The sequence below is a fragment of the Pseudomonas sp. LB3P31 genome (genome assembly GCF_054897945.1).
The window spans coordinates 2,283,332-2,297,819 of sequence record NZ_CM142710.1 but is presented as its reverse complement, the minus strand read 5'-3'; the positions used below and the strand labels follow the sequence as shown (position 1 = coordinate 2,297,819).

The 14,488-nt window shown below is 57.8% G+C and carries 16 protein-coding genes and 1 tRNA gene; 12 read left to right on the top strand and 5 right to left on the bottom strand.

The annotated features are described in order from the left end of the window. Positions 1–24 precede the first annotated feature (24 nt). Positions 25–393: a PH domain-containing protein gene (locus tag ACYZTK_RS10510; RefSeq protein ID WP_150583123.1), complete on the top strand. Its 369-nt coding sequence runs from the start codon at positions 25–27 to the stop codon at positions 391–393. Between the two features lie 245 nt (positions 394–638). On the opposite strand, the gene ACYZTK_RS10505 is transcribed toward ACYZTK_RS10510, so the two are convergent. From ACYZTK_RS10505 to ACYZTK_RS10490, 4 genes are all read right to left on the bottom strand, one after another. Beyond that, positions 639–938, bottom strand: coding sequence for a DUF3077 domain-containing protein (locus ACYZTK_RS10505; RefSeq protein WP_462014367.1), 300 nt, complete (start codon positions 936–938; stop codon positions 639–641). Positions 939–1,429: 491 nt separating this feature from the next. Beyond that, the gene (locus tag ACYZTK_RS10500) at positions 1,430–2,398 is read right to left on the bottom strand and encodes an RHS repeat-associated core domain-containing protein (protein WP_462014366.1); all 969 of its coding nucleotides are present in this window, start codon (positions 2,396–2,398) and stop codon (positions 1,430–1,432) included. A 102-nt stretch (positions 2,399–2,500) separates the two neighbouring features. Further along, positions 2,501–2,830, bottom strand: a complete 330-nt coding sequence (locus ACYZTK_RS10495; protein WP_462014365.1) for a hypothetical protein — start codon at positions 2,828–2,830, stop codon at positions 2,501–2,503. 162 nt (positions 2,831–2,992) lie between these two features. Then, a tRNA-Leu gene (locus tag ACYZTK_RS10490) sits at positions 2,993–3,077 on the bottom strand. A 108-nt stretch (positions 3,078–3,185) separates the two neighbouring features. Here ACYZTK_RS10490 and queA point away from each other — a divergent pair. From queA to ACYZTK_RS10460, 6 genes are all read left to right on the top strand, one after another. Then, positions 3,186–4,235 (top strand): tRNA preQ1(34) S-adenosylmethionine ribosyltransferase-isomerase QueA, encoded by a 1,050-nt coding sequence (gene queA, locus ACYZTK_RS10485; RefSeq protein WP_462014364.1) that lies wholly within the window; start codon positions 3,186–3,188, stop codon positions 4,233–4,235. A gap of 14 nt (positions 4,236–4,249) precedes the next feature. Further along, a complete protein-coding gene (gene tgt, locus ACYZTK_RS10480) occupies positions 4,250–5,365 on the top strand; it encodes a tRNA guanosine(34) transglycosylase Tgt (protein ID WP_163019375.1) in 1,116 nt (371 codons plus the stop codon). Between the two features lie 43 nt (positions 5,366–5,408). Continuing rightward, complete coding sequence (yajC, locus tag ACYZTK_RS10475; protein ID WP_007982729.1) at positions 5,409–5,744, top strand: preprotein translocase subunit YajC; 336 nt, start codon at positions 5,409–5,411, stop codon at positions 5,742–5,744. A gap of 63 nt (positions 5,745–5,807) precedes the next feature. Further along, positions 5,808–7,676 carry a protein translocase subunit SecD gene (gene secD, locus ACYZTK_RS10470; RefSeq protein ID WP_462014363.1) on the top strand — a complete coding sequence of 623 codons (1,869 nt, stop codon included), beginning with the start codon at positions 5,808–5,810 and terminating at the stop codon, positions 7,674–7,676. 9 nt (positions 7,677–7,685) lie between these two features. Further along, positions 7,686–8,600 carry a protein translocase subunit SecF gene (gene secF / locus ACYZTK_RS10465; RefSeq protein WP_462014362.1) on the top strand — a complete coding sequence of 305 codons (915 nt, stop codon included), beginning with the start codon at positions 7,686–7,688 and terminating at the stop codon, positions 8,598–8,600. 122 nt (positions 8,601–8,722) lie between these two features. After that, complete coding sequence (locus ACYZTK_RS10460; RefSeq protein ID WP_462014361.1) at positions 8,723–9,271, top strand: glycine zipper 2TM domain-containing protein; 549 nt, start codon at positions 8,723–8,725, stop codon at positions 9,269–9,271. A 214-nt stretch (positions 9,272–9,485) separates the two neighbouring features. Here ACYZTK_RS10460 and suhB read toward each other — a convergent pair whose 3' ends face one another. Beyond that, a complete protein-coding gene (suhB, locus tag ACYZTK_RS10455; protein ID WP_016984379.1) occupies positions 9,486–10,304 on the bottom strand; it encodes a type III secretion system regulator SuhB in 819 nt (272 codons plus the stop codon). 146 nt (positions 10,305–10,450) lie between these two features. Here suhB and trmJ point away from each other — a divergent pair, with 146 nt between their 5' ends. From trmJ to iscU, 5 genes are all read left to right on the top strand, one after another. Continuing rightward, a complete protein-coding gene (gene trmJ, locus ACYZTK_RS10450; protein ID WP_462014360.1) occupies positions 10,451–11,221 on the top strand; it encodes a tRNA (cytosine(32)/uridine(32)-2'-O)-methyltransferase TrmJ in 771 nt (256 codons plus the stop codon). A gap of 3 nt (positions 11,222–11,224) precedes the next feature. Next, positions 11,225–12,001, top strand: a complete 777-nt coding sequence (gene cysE / locus ACYZTK_RS10445; RefSeq protein ID WP_462014359.1) for a serine O-acetyltransferase — start codon at positions 11,225–11,227, stop codon at positions 11,999–12,001. A gap of 241 nt (positions 12,002–12,242) precedes the next feature. Further along, positions 12,243–12,734, top strand: a complete 492-nt coding sequence (iscR, locus tag ACYZTK_RS10440; RefSeq protein ID WP_008042436.1) for a Fe-S cluster assembly transcriptional regulator IscR — start codon at positions 12,243–12,245, stop codon at positions 12,732–12,734. 50 nt (positions 12,735–12,784) lie between these two features. Next, positions 12,785–13,999: an IscS subfamily cysteine desulfurase gene (locus ACYZTK_RS10435; protein ID WP_462014358.1), complete on the top strand. Its 1,215-nt coding sequence runs from the start codon at positions 12,785–12,787 to the stop codon at positions 13,997–13,999. Positions 14,000–14,083: 84 nt separating this feature from the next. Continuing rightward, positions 14,084–14,470 carry a Fe-S cluster assembly scaffold IscU gene (gene iscU / locus ACYZTK_RS10430; RefSeq protein WP_003443374.1) on the top strand — a complete coding sequence of 129 codons (387 nt, stop codon included), beginning with the start codon at positions 14,084–14,086 and terminating at the stop codon, positions 14,468–14,470. Positions 14,471–14,488 lie beyond the last annotated feature (18 nt).

Genomic DNA, 14,488 nt, shown 5'->3' with positions numbered 1-14,488 from the left:
CATTTAAATCGGGTGCAATCGCAAATGATCGACTTCAACAACAAAGGCTTCTTCAAGCTCAAGCAAAACGACGAATACGCCGAACGCGTCACCGCGCTGCTACTCGACGGCGAGCAAGTCATCGACTCCTACAAATCCATGCGCGACGGCGTGGTGTTTACCAACAAGCGCATCATCGCCGTCAACGTCCAGGGTCTGACGGGCAGCAAAAAAGACTTCACCTCGCTGCCCTATAAAAACATCGTCGCCTACTCGGTAGAAACCTCCGGAACGTTCGACCTGGACTCCGAACTGGAGATCTACTTTTCGTCGCTGGGCAGAGTGAAATTCGAATTCACTGGCCGGACATCTATGGTGGAAATCTCGAAGCTGATCTCGCAGCATCTGCTCTAAAACAAGCGCAAAGCCCCGAGAAGGCCGGGGCCTGACACCATCCAAAACCATTCCCGAATCCACGCGATCCCCACCGCAGAAGCCACACCGGGGAAGTCCCCTCTGGCAGACCAACTGAGCAAGTCACCGAGGATGACCCACTGTGGAAGTCACCTCTGTGGGAGCAAGGCTTGCCCGCGATAGCGCCAGATCACCCACCACCAACCCAAATGACCCACCATCACCGCAATCACCCCCCCCCAGCCCTAATCCCCTGAGCCCGTCGTCGGCTCAGAATCCCCCCGCTCCCGCACCAAAACCTTCACCGAATCATCAACCAACGCCTTACTCATAGCCGTCAAATAATGCGCAGCCCAAGCATGCCGCCCACTGCCCTTCGCATAAGCAGCATCCTCAGTAAGCGACTTGGCCAGGCAAAGAAAATCCGAAGCCATCGACAACGCATCACCAATGGGCACGCCACAAGTGACATGGAACATCGGTTGATTACCGAGGTAGATCGCGGGTGTGAAGCCGATGGTTTTAAGTTCGGAATCGTCGGTCATTTGCCACCTCCGGTGATGGAGAGGCAGTGGGGGAGGGCGGATAGTGGGACGCTACGCAACCGAAAGCCACGCAGAGGGAAAAGCCAAATTTCGAAGGGATTTATGCTGCGCATAGTGAAGCTCCTAGAATTAAGAAGCTGCCACGTTCGTTTCCAAGCGAATGGGTGACAGCTGTGCGCAGGTTGGAAAACCGGGAATCTAGGAAACCGGCACGCCCGAAGACGTCCCACGCACAGCCGCCATAGATCACGACTGAGAGAGTAAGAACTCCTGCAAACGTGAGTAAGGCACTGATGCACTTCCAGATTTGATCGGGTTTCCAAGCCCGGTCGCTGAGTTGGCAGCGACGGCGGAAAGGGTATCTCGCAACATCACTTCCTGCAACTGCGAGATTTCGCTCGGTCCGCCTGAGGTCAGGTGTGGCGGAGTTGTGGTCTGACGCCTATTTTCCTTCGTGCCCAAAGCTGATAGTTGTTGCCAACAGTGGGTTATTAAACTTTCGTACGGATCAAACCAGCGACAGTTTGCACAGGGTCAGGGACTAGACGTACGTTCCATTCTTGAGGTCGGGCGTGGTTATGGATAGGGCTTAAAGCGGTTCTGCTGTCGGCAGGCGGCAACCCAGGGGTGAGTTGCACTCGCCACTCGTCCTGGCCTGAAAAGTTATGGATTGGGGTCAGGGCGGTTCTACTCTGTGCTGTAGGAGCTTTGACCGAATCCATTTTTTTATTTGCAATCGTGCGTGATTTGTTGCGGGAAGTTCCGGTGGCGTTTCTGCTCGTCGTAGCGGCGGCTGCCTGATTGAAGCTTGAAGGTTTAACTGGTGCTGTCTTTTTTGATACTCGCGTTATTTTAGTTTTTTTAATACCGCTTGAGCTGTTGGTAGCTCGACGCACAACGGCGAGTAGTTTTGGTTGTTTGAACAATTTAAAGCGTAAAAAAAACCGCTTAATTTTACCCGAAGGATCTGCGCAGTTGATCGGGTCGTTTTCGCAGTAGGCATAAGAATTCAAGCCACCCTTTCCGAACGGACTTGAGCTGTCCGGGCTGTTAAAACGCATCAGCACCCGACAGTAAGTCCGATGACCCTGACCCAGTAAATAATTATCGGTTAGAGGGTCAAGCCATTCTCCGTTAAACCCTAGCAGGCTCAGTACTCCATTGTTCGCTGCGCGGCGATGACCGTAGGGGCTGTAGATTTGTAGATAAATGACGGTTCGATTGATGCTGGATAGCACCGTATTTTGTAGGTCAGTGGCGAGTAAGTTTCCAGGGGCGCCAGGTTGTATTTCGGCTAGCGGTATCGCGTCATGTTCGAAAATAGAAGTTTTTCTATCATCCTGAATTTTAGTCGCAATACGGGTCTTGTTGTAAAAATATTGGATCGTATTAGTGCCAATTAAACGATCCAGCGGGTCGTATCGGTGGAGGTTCGCGGAGCTTTTACGTGGTGTGCTCATGTTACAGGCTCCGGACAATGTTGATCTTCACATCAGCCTCTGCCTGTTTTCCTCGCTTGTATAGCTAGCAGATCTGTTAGCTACTTGGCTGCCCACCCTCATTTATTGAATATCTTTCAGGTAACCTTTGAGTCGGTTGGCCGGTGCATCAAGCTGCTCCACCGTTCGCGCACGATTGAAATCAATTGCCAACTTTTTCAACTCCCGCCCCAAAACCGTATCAACCCCACCAACCGCCTCCAGCGCCACCCCCACACATTCCCCCACCTTCACCTGAATCCCTTCCACATCTCCCCGCCGAACCAACAACCCAAATACCTCCCGCTCATATTCACTCATGATCGGATCATCCCGCAGAATCGGGCTCGACCCCTCCGTCTCATAAGCGAGCTTCAGGCAATACAGGGCAACGGCTTCCAGTAGCAATTCCATGGGGGGAATCCTTGTGAAATGGTTCACCGGTGGGGGAGGGCGGAAGAGAAGCAAGATCAAAAGATCGCAGCCTTCGGCAGCTCCTACGCAGGTCGGTGGGGTGGCAGTGGCTTTATCGCAGGCGAAAAAAAAGGCCTTGCAAAGCAAGACCTTTCTTAATTTTGGTGCCCCGAGGGAGACTCGAACTCCCACTTCTTGCGAAAACGGATTTTGAATCCGCCGCGTCTACCAATTCCGCCATCAGGGCTCAATGGCGGCGAAGTATAGAGATGAGATTACCGTTGGTCAATCACGTTTCATGGAGAATTTTTGATATTTCCGCTAGACTTCCCGGCCCTGCTAGACGAACCCCATCATGCGCGTTGCTGACTTTACTTTCGAGCTCCCTGATTCGCTGATTGCTCGCCATCCTTTGGCTGAGCGTCGCAACAGTCGCCTGTTGACCCTTGATGGGGTCAGCGGCGCCCTGGCACACCGTCAATTCACTGATTTGCTTGAGCATTTACGCCCGGGCGACTTGATGGTGTTCAACAATACCCGGGTGATTCCGGCGCGGCTGTTTGGCCAGAAAGCTTCCGGCGGCAAGCTGGAAATTCTGGTTGAGCGGGTGCTCGACAGTCATCGCGTGCTGGCCCATGTGCGGTCGAGCAAGTCGCCGAAGCCGGGGTCGAAGATCCTGATTGATGGCGGTGGCGAGGCCGAGATGCTGGCGCGGCACGATGCGTTGTTTGAGCTGGGGTTTGCCGAAGAGGTGTTGCCGCTGCTCGACCGCGTCGGGCACATGCCGTTGCCTCCTTATATAGACCGGCCGGATGAGGGCTCGGATCGCGAGCGTTATCAGACGGTGTACGCCGAGCGCCTGGGCGCGGTGGCGGCGCCGACGGCGGGGCTGCATTTTGATCAGCCGCTGCTGGAGGCAATTGCCGCCAAGGGCGTCGAGACGGCGTTCGTGACCTTGCACGTGGGTGCGGGTACGTTCCAGCCAGTGCGGGTCGAGAAGCTCGAAGATCACCACATGCACACTGAATGGCTGGAAGTCGGCCAGGATGTGGTGGATGCGGTGGCGGCGTGCCGCGCTCGCGGTGGGCGGGTGGTGGCCGTGGGGACCACCAGCGTGCGTTCCCTGGAAAGTGCTGCGCGCGATGGCGTGCTCAAGCCGTTCAGTGGCGATACCGACATCTTCATCTATCCGGGCCGGCCGTTTCATGTGGTCGATGCCCTGGTCACCAACTTCCATTTGCCCGAATCCACGCTGTTGATGCTGGTTTCGGCGTTCGCCGGTTATCCCGAGGCCATGGCCGCCTATAAGGCCGCTGTCGAGCACGGTTACCGCTTTTTCAGCTACGGTGATGCGATGTTTATCACTCGCAACCCAGCACCACGTGGCCCTGAGGAAACACAATGAGTCGCCAAAGTCGTATGTCGTTTGAGTTGCTTGCCACAGACGGCAAGGCTCGTCGCGGTCGTTTGACCTTCCCGCGCGGTACCGTCGAGACCCCGGCTTTCATGCCGGTGGGCACGTACGGCACGGTCAAGGGCATGCTGCCGCGGGATATCACCGCGACCGGCGCGGAAATCATTCTGGGCAACACCTTTCACCTGTGGCTGCGGCCTGGCACCGAAGTGATCAAGAAGCATGGCGACCTGCATGATTTCATGCAGTGGAAAGGCCCGATCCTGACCGACTCCGGTGGTTTCCAGGTGTTCAGCCTGGGCGCCATGCGCAAGATCAAGGAGGAGGGCGTGACTTTCGCCTCCCCGGTTGATGGCGCGAAGGTGTTCATGGGCCCGGAAGAGTCGATGCAGGTGCAGCGTGACCTGGGCTCGGACATCGTGATGATTTTCGACGAATGCACGCCGTACCCGGCTGACGAAGACGTCGCGCGTATTTCCATGGAGCTGTCGTTGCGTTGGGCCCAGCGTTCGAAGAATGCTCACGGCGATAACACGGCGGCACTGTTCGGTATCGTTCAGGGCGGCATGCACCAGGACCTGCGCATGCGCTCCCTGGAAGGCCTCGACAAGATCGGCTTCGATGGCCTGGCTATCGGCGGTCTGTCGGTGGGCGAGCCCAAGCACGAGATGATCAAGGTGCTGGATTATCTGCCGGGCCAGATGCCCGCTGACAAACCTCGTTACCTTATGGGCGTTGGCAAACCGGAAGATCTGGTTGAGGGTGTGCGCCGCGGTGTGGACATGTTCGATTGCGTGATGCCAACCCGTAATGCCCGCAATGGGCATCTGTTCATCGATACAGGCGTGCTGAAGATCCGCAACGCGTTCCATCGCCATGATGATTCGCCGCTGGATCCGACCTGCGATTGCTATACCTGCCAGAACTTCTCCCGTGCTTATCTGCACCATCTGGACAAGTGCGGCGAAATGTTGGGTAGCATGTTGAATACCATCCATAATTTGCGCCATTACCAGGTGCTTATGGCTGGTTTGCGCGAGGCTATTCAACAGGGTACATTGGCCGCCTTTGTCGATGCCTTCTACGCCAAACGCGGACTTCCCGTTCCGCCTTTGGACTGAGTTTTCTGACCCCAAGATTCAACATTTGCAACTGGAGTGCTAAATGAGCTTTTTTATCTCTAACGCCATGGCTGACGCTGCTGCACCTGCTGCAGGCCCAATGGGCGGCGGCTTTGAGTGGATTTTCCTGGTCGGTTTCCTGGTCATCTTCTACCTGATGATCTGGCGTCCACAGGCCAAGCGCGCCAAAGAGCAGAAGAACCTGCTGAGCAGCCTGCAGAAAGGCGACGAAGTTGTGACCACTGGCGGCATCGCCGGTAAGATCACCAAAGTGGCTGATGATTTCGTGGTTCTGGAAGTTTCCGACACCGTCGAAATGAAGTTCCAGAAAGGCGCCATCGCCGCCACGCTGCCAAAAGGCACGCTGAAAGCGATCTAAGTTCCAACTTCTACTCAATCGACGGGGCGCGCAAGGCGCCCCGCGTCATAAGCGGGCGGCGTGATGCTGAACAAATACCCTCTGTGGAAATACATTCTGATCCTGGCGGTGCTGGCGGTCGGTCTGATTTATTCCGCTCCCAATTTATATCCTGATGACCCGGCCATTCAGGTCAGCGGTGCAAGCACTGCGCTGCAGGTCAATCAGGCTGATCTGGATCGCGTGAGCGCTGCGCTCAAGGAATCCGGGATCAACGTCAAGGCGGCCACCCTGGCTGAAAACGGCAAGGGCGGTCTGATTCGCCTGACCAAGGCTGAAGACCAGCTGCCGGCCAAAGACGTCGTGCGCAAGGCATTGGGTGATGACTACGTCGTTGCACTGAACCTGGCACAAACCACCCCGCAATGGCTGCGCAGCCTGGGCGCGCACCCGATGAAGCTGGGTCTGGACTTGTCCGGTGGTGTGCACTTCCTGCTGGAAGTGGACATGGACAAAGCCCTCGATGCTCGCCTGAAAGTCTACGAAGGCGACGTGAAGAGCCTGTTGCGCAAAGAGAAACTGCGCTATCGCAGCCTGCCGCAACTCAACGGTGCCATTCAGCTGGGTTTCAGTGATGAAGCTTCCCGCGAACAGGCCCGTGCACTGATCCGTAAGAATTTCAACGATTTCGACATTGTTCCGGCCGACCTCAATGGTCAGGCGGTGCTGCGTCTGGCGATGACCCCAGCCAAGCTGGCGGAAATCCGCGAATACTCCATCAAGCAGAACTTGACCACGGTACGTAACCGCGTCAACGAGCTGGGTGTTGCCGAACCGATCGTTCAGCGCCAGGGCGCCAACCGCATCGTGGTTGAGCTGCCAGGCGTGCAGGACACTGCCGAAGCCAAGCGTATCCTCGGCAAGACGGCCAACCTCGAGTTCCGTCTGGCTGCAGAGCCGGGTGCTTCGAAAGCCACTTCGGAATCTTTCGAGTTCCGTGAAGGCAATCGTCCATCGGCGCAGATCGAGCGTGGCCTGATCATCACCGGTGACCAGGTGACTGACGCCAAGGCTGGCTTTGGCGAGCAAGGCACGCCAGAAGTGAACATCCGCCTGGATGGTCATGGTGGCGAGCTGATGAGTCGTGCCACTCGCAGCAACGTCGGTCGCAGCATGGCAGTGATCTTCATCGAGCAGCGTCCGGTTACCACTTACGTCAAGCAAGTGGTTAACGGCGTCGAGAAAGACGTGCCGGTGCAAACCTTCAAGGAAGAGAAGAAGATCATCAGCCTGGCGACTATCCAGTCGCCGTTGGGTGCGCAGTTCCGCATCACCGGCCTGAACGGCCAGGGCGAGTCGTCCGAGCTGGCGCTGTTGCTGCGTGCCGGTGGTCTGGCTGCGCCGATGTACTTCGCTGAAGAGCGCACCATTGGCCCGAGCCTGGGTGCGGACAACATCACCAAGGGTATCGATGCTTCGCTGTGGGGCATGCTGTTCGTCTCGCTGTTCATCATCGCCATCTACCGCTTCTTCGGCATCATCGCCACTGTCGCTCTGGCGGTGAACATGGTGTTGCTGCTGGCCCTGATGTCGCTGCTGGGTGCAACGCTGACCCTGCCAGGTATCGCCGGTATCGTGTTGACCATGGGTATGGCGGTCGACGCCAACGTGCTGATCTTCTCGCGGATTCGTGAAGAGATTGCCGCGGGCATGACTATCCAGCGGGCAATCAACGAAGGCTTCGGCCGGGCATTCACCGCGATTCTCGACGCCAACCTGACAACATTGCTGGTCGGCGGGATTCTCTTTGCCATGGGCACCGGCCCGGTCAAGGGCTTCGCAGTGACCATGTCCCTCGGGATCTTTACCTCGATGTTCACGGCCATCATGGTGACCCGCGCGATGGTCAACCTGATCTTCGGCGGTCGTGACTTCAAGAAGTTGTGGATTTAAGGGGCTGCCATGTTACGTACAATCAACTTCATGGGCGTTCGCAACGTTGCGTTCGGCGTCACATTGTTCCTCACGTTGCTGGCTTTGTTCAGTGTTGCTACCAAGGGCATGAACTGGGGTCTGGACTTCACCGGCGGTACGCTGATTGAGCTGACCTACGAGCGTCCGGCCGATGTCACCAAGGTGCGCGAGCAGTTGGTGGCTTCGGGCTATAACGACGCGATCGTGCAGAACTTTGGTGCGACCACCGATTTGCTGGTGCGCATGCCGGGTGAAGACCCGCAGTTGGGTCATCAGGTCGCAGAAGCGCTGCTGAAGGTCGGCGGCGACAACCCGGCGTCGGTCAAGCGCGTCGAGTTCGTCGGCCCGCAGGTTGGTGAGGAGCTGCGCGACCAGGGCGGCCTCGGCATGCTGATGGCGCTCGGCGGTATCCTGATTTACCTGGCTTTCCGCTTTCAGTGGAAGTTCGCGATCGGCGCCATCGTTTCGCTGATTCACGACGTGATCGTGACCATCGGTATCCTGTCGTTCTTCCAGATCACCTTCGACCTGACGGTGCTGGCGGCGGTACTGGCGATCATCGGCTACTCGTTGAACGATACGATCGTGGTATTCGACCGGGTTCGAGAGAACTTCCGGGTGCTGCGCAAGGCGACGCTGATCGAGAACATCAACATCTCGACCACCCAGACCTTGCTGCGGACCATGGCGACTTCGATCTCCACGTTGCTGGCGATCGGGGCCCTGTTGATCTTCGGTGGTGACAACCTGTGGGGCTTCTCCATTGCGCTGTTTGTCGGCGTTCTGGCGGGTACCTACTCGTCGATCTACATCGCCAACGTGGTGCTGATCTGGCTGAACCTGAGCACTGAGGATCTGATTCCTCCAGTGGCTACTGACAAGGAAGTCGACGACCGCCCATAACGGCTATCGTTGACCCAGTTGTCGGCCGAAAAGGCGCGAGTATTGAACTCGCGCCTTTTTTTATGCTCCAAGGCTGGGAGAAGCGCGGGCTTTGTCCCGCATGTGATGGTCAGGAGGTTCATGTGAACAAGTCGTTGCTGGTTGGTGCGGTATTGGGTGCTGTCGGTGTCACTGCCGGGGGTGCTGTTGCCACCTACAGCCTGGTTAAAAGCGGCCCTGAGTATGCGCAAGTTCTAGCCGTTGACCCGGTCAAGAAACAGATCAAGACGCCACGTGAAGTGTGCAAGGACGTAGCCGTGACCCGTCAGGCGCCGGTCAAGGATCAACACCAGATCCTCGGCACCGCCATTGGCGCAGTTGCCGGTGGTCTGCTGGGTAATCAGGTCGGCGGTGGTACGGGCAAGAAGATCGCCACTGTAGCGGGCGCTGTTGGCGGCGGTTACGCCGGTAACAAGGTGCAGGAAGGTATGCAGAACCGCGATACCTACACCACGACCCAGACTCGCTGTAATACGGTGAATGACATCAGCGACAAGGTCGTTGGTTATGACGTGCGTTATTCGCTGGATGGCAAGGAAGGCAAGGTGCGGATGGATCGCGACCCGGGGAATCAGATTCCGGTGGATAAGGAAGGGAAGCTGGTGCTTTCGCAGGCTGAGCCTGGGCAGTAAAGCCCGGCGGCTTTATCAAGAAGCACCCTGCGGGGTGCTTTTTTGTATCCTAAAAACCCGCCCCCGCTGTAGGATCTGCCGAAGGCTGCGATCTTTTGATTTTGATTTTTTAAACAACAAGATCAAAAGATCGCAGCCTTCGGCAGCTCCTACAGAGGAGAGGGTTGCAGGCAAAAAAAAGCACCCCGAAGGGTGCTTTTTTGTCGCTGGAAGCTTAGCGCTTCAGCGAGGCTGGCAGGTGCGGCTGGATGGCCGTCAGGACTGCTTTGAAGCACTTGGTGTTGCCGGCAACGATGTGGCCTTTCTCGAGGAAGTCGTGACCGCCGGTGAAGTCGCTCACCAAACCACCAGCTTCCTGGATTAGCAGGGCGCCTGCAGCCATGTCCCACTCGGACAGGCCCGACTCCCAGAATGCATCGAAACGACCGGCAGCGACGTAGGCCAGGTCCAGGCTCGCCGAACCGGCACGGCGGATGCCGGCGGTCTGGCCAACCAGGGCGCGGAACATGCCCAGGTAGTTGTCGAGGTTGTCCATCTGGTCGTCACGGAACGGGAAGCCGGTGCCCAGCAGGGCGCCGTCAAGGCTGGTGCGGCCGCTGACGCGCAGGCGACGACCGTTCAGTTGGGCGCCGCGACCACGGCTGGCGGTGAATTCTTCCTGGCGAACCGGGTCCAGAACCACTGCGTGTTCCAGGCGGCCACGGTATTTGCAGGCAATGCTGACTGCAAAGTGCGGGATGCCGCGCAGGAAGTTGGTGGTGCCGTCCAGTGGATCGATGATCCACAGGTATTCTTCGCCTTCGATACCGGTGCCGGCGTGCAGGCCGGTTTCTTCACCGCGGATCGAATGGTTCGGGTAAGCCTTGCGCAGCGCGTCGATGATTTTCTGCTCGGCGGCGCGGTCCACCTCGGATACGTAATCCTTGGCGTCTTTTTCGTCGACCTTGATGGTATCCAGGCGCTCGATGGAGCGGAAGATCAATTCACTGGCGCTGCGGGCGGCGCGCAGCGCGATATTCAGCATGGGCTGCATGGATGTGTCACCTAAGGTTGTTAAAGAAAGCCGGGCATTCTATCAGAAAGTTTCTACAGGTGAAGGACGACGTTCGCTTTCGTAGCTTAACGGTAGTAGGCGCTGTAAGATTCGGCTCCCCTTTATTGTGTTCGAGAGCGCCTCCCTTGCTGCATAACATTCGTGTCGTCCTGGTCAATACCAGCCATCCCGGGAACATCGGCGGGGCTGCGCGTGCCATGAAGAACATGGGCCTGTCGCGGCTGGTGCTGGTCGAACCCAGGTTGTTCCCGCACCACGAGGCCGATGCCCGGGCCTCCGGTGCCGGTGACATCCTGGAAAACGCCCAGGTGGTTGCCACCTTGGAAGACGCGCTGGTCGGCAGCAACCTGGTACTCGGCACCAGCGCCCGTGACCGGCGTATCCCCTGGCCGCTGCTGGATCCGCGTGAGTGCGGGACCAAAGTGGTCGAGGAAGCGGCCCAGGGTGCCGAGATCGCCCTGGTGTTCGGTCGTGAAGATTCCGGCCTGACCAACGAAGAGCTGCAGCGATGTCATTATCACGTGCACATCCCATCAGACCCTGAGTTCAGTTCGCTGAACCTCGGGGCAGCGGTGCAGGTGTTGAGTTATGAAGTGCGCATGTCCTGGCTCGCGGCCCAAGGCCAGCCGAGCAAGGTCGAGAAGGATGAAGTGGCTTCCACCAAAAGTGGCGAGCTGGCGACCATGGATGAGCTGGAGCGATTCTATGAACACCTGGAGCAGACCCTGGTGGCTATCGAATTCCTCGATCCGGAAAAACCGCGACACTTGATGGCGCGCCTGCGTCGCTTGTACGGACGAAGCTCGGTCAGCCGGGCGGAAATGAATATATTGCGTGGCATCCTCACGGAAACCCAGAAAGCGGCCCGTGGTGAGCTTCTAAAGCGGAAGGACTGAATGATGTTTGAGCGTTTGCGTGAAGATATCCAAAGCGTATTCCATCGAGACCCGGCGGCGCGTAACGCTTTTGAAGTCCTGACCTGCTACCCGGGCATGCATGCCATCTGGATCCATCGCCTGTCAGCGGCGTTGTGGGGCATGGGCTGGAAGTGGCTGGCGCGGCTGGTGTCGAACTTCGGTCGCTGGTTGACCGGGATCGAGATTCACCCGGGCGCCAAGGTGGGTCGTCGGTTCTTTATTGACCATGGCATGGGCATTGTCATCGGTGAGACTGCCGAGATCGGCAACGATGTCACGCTGTACCAGGGCGTAACCCTGGGTGGCACCAGCTGGAACAAGGGCAAGCGTCATCCGACCCTTGAGGATGGCGTGGTAGTTGGCGCTGGCGCCAAGGTGCTGGGGCCGTTCACTGTCGGCGCCGGGGCCAAGGTCGGTTCGAATGCGGTGGTGACCAAGGCTGTGCCGCCGGGTGCGACGGTGGTCGGGATTCCCGGGCGGATTATCGTCAAGTCTGATGATGAGGTCGATGCCAAGCGCAAGGCCATGGCCGAGAAGATCGGGTTTGATGCTTATGGGGTGGGTGAGGACATGCCCGACCCGGTGGCTCGCGCGATCAATCAGTTGCTGGATCATCTGCAGGCGGTTGATGGGCGGCTGGAGGGGATGTGCGGGGCGTTGAAGGATCTGGGCAGTAATTATTGTGCCAAGGATCTGCCGGAGCTACGGGAAGAGGATTTTGCCTGTGTGAAGGATAAGGATCAGAGTCAGGCCAGTTAGACCGAGTTGGCTTCATCGCGAGCAGGCTCGCTCCTACAGGGGGGGTGCGCGATCCAAATGTAGGAGTGAGCCTGCTCGCGATGAACGATGACTCGGTACTACTGGCTGTCAGAGCCCAGCCTTTGCTATGATACCGCCGCTCTTTTGCGGGTAATCCTGACTAAAGTACTAGGTCTTATAGTTGACTTAAATACTCGGGAATTGCATACTCGTCCCATTCCGAACTCCGTGGTAATTGTCCATGCGACTGACTACAAAAGGCCGATACGCCGTGACCGCCATGCTCGACCTGGCGTTGCACGCGCAGCACGGGCCGGTGTCACTGGCCGATATCTCCGAGCGCCAAGGCATCTCCCTGTCCTACCTCGAACAGCTTTTCGCCAAGCTGCGTCGCAGCAACCTGGTTTCCAGCGTCCGCGGTCCGGGCGGCGGCTACCAGCTGTCGCGCGACATGCAGGGCATCCAGGTGGCCCAGGTGATCGATGCGGTGAACGAATCGGTCGATGCCACCAAGTGCCAGGGCCAAGGGGATTGCCATCAAGGCGACACTTGCCTGACTCACCACCTGTGGTGCGACCTGAGCTTGCAGATCCACGAATTTCTGAGCGGTATCAGCTTGGCTGATCTTGTCACTCGCCGTGAGGTACAAGAAGTAGCCCAGCGTCAGGACCAGCGTCGTTGCAACAGCAAGACGCCGCGCCTGGACAAGATTGAAGCGTCCGCCGTCGAATGACAGCCAAAGAGCTAGCGGCACGCCAGCCAGCCTGATTTAGGAGATAGTCCATGAAATTGCCGATTTACCTTGATTACTCTGCGACCACCCCGGTTGATCCGCGGGTAGCGCAAAAAATGAGTGAATGCCTGCTGGTCGACGGAAACTTCGGTAACCCGGCGTCCCGTTCCCACGTGTTTGGCTGGAAAGCCGAAGAGTCGGTCGAAAACGCTCGCCGTCAGGTCGCTGACCTGGTGAACGCCGACCCGCGTGAAATCGTCTGGACCTCCGGTGCTACCGAATCCAACAACCTGGCAATCAAGGGCGCGGCGCATTTCTATGCGACCAAGGGCAAGCACCTGATCACCTCCAAGATTGAGCACAAGGCTGTCCTCGACACCATGCGCCAACTGGAACGTGAAGGCTTCGAAGTGACCTACCTCGATCCTCGCACCGACGGCCTGGTCACCCCGGAGATGGTTGAGGCGGCCCTGCGCGACGACACCATCCTGGTTTCGATCATGCACGTGAACAACGAAATCGGCACCGTCAACGACATCGCCGCCATCGGCGAGATGCTTCGTTCCAAAGGCATCCTGTTCCACGTTGACGCCGCGCAGTCCACCGGCAAGGTCGAGATCGACCTGCAACAGCTGAAAGTCGACATGATGTCGTTCTCGGCGCACAAGACCTACGGCCCTAAAGGCATCGGCGCGCTGTACGTCAGCCGCAAGCCGCGTGTGCGCATCGAAGCGACCATGCACGGCGGCGGTCACGAGCGTGGCATGCGTTCCGGCACCCTGGCGACCCACCAGATCGTCGGCATGGGCGAAGCATTCCGTGTGGCCAAGGAAGACATGGCTGCCGAGAACGTGCGGATCAAAGCCTTGAGCGACCGTTTCTTCAAGCAGGTCGAAGGCCTGGAAGAGCTGTACATCAACGGCAGCATGACCGCCCGCGTTCCGCACAACCTGAACCTGAGCTTCAACTACGTTGAAGGCGAGTCGCTGATCATGGCGCTCAAGGATCTGGCGGTTTCGTCCGGTTCGGCCTGCACTTCGGCATCGCTTGAGCCTTCGTACGTACTGCGCGCCCTGGGCCGCAACGACGAACTGGCACACAGCTCGATTCGCTTCACCTTCGGTCGCTTTACCACCGAAGAAGAAATCGACTACGCCGCGCAGAAAGTCTGCGAGGCCGTTACCAAGCTGCGCACTCTGTCGCCGCTGTGGGACATGTACAAAGACGGTGTCGACATTTCGAAAATCGAGTGGGCGGCACACTGATTTCAAGTCGCCGCAAACCAGCCCTGCAAGCCTTTGGGCGGCAGGGCTCAAGAGCGACTCTCTGATGAGTGAGGATTAAGAATCATGGCTTACAGCGAAAAGGTCATCGACCACTACGAGAACCCGCGCAACGTCGGCAAGATGGACGCGGAAGATCCTGATGTCGGCACCGGCATGGTCGGCGCTCCGGCGTGCGGCGACGTGATGCGCCTGCAGATCAAGGTCAACGAGCAAGGCATCATCGAAGACGCCAAGTTCAAGACTTACGGCTGCGGTTCGGCAATCGCTTCCAGCTCCCTGGCGACCGAGTGGATGAAAGGCAAGACTCTGGATGAAGCAGAGACCATCAAGAACACTCAGCTGGCTGAAGAGCTGGCACTGCCACCGGTAAAAATTCACTGCTCCGTACTCGCTGAAGACGCCATCAAGGCCGCCGTTCGCGACTACAAGCAGAAGAAAGGCTTGATCTAAGCATTGGGCGACGAGTAA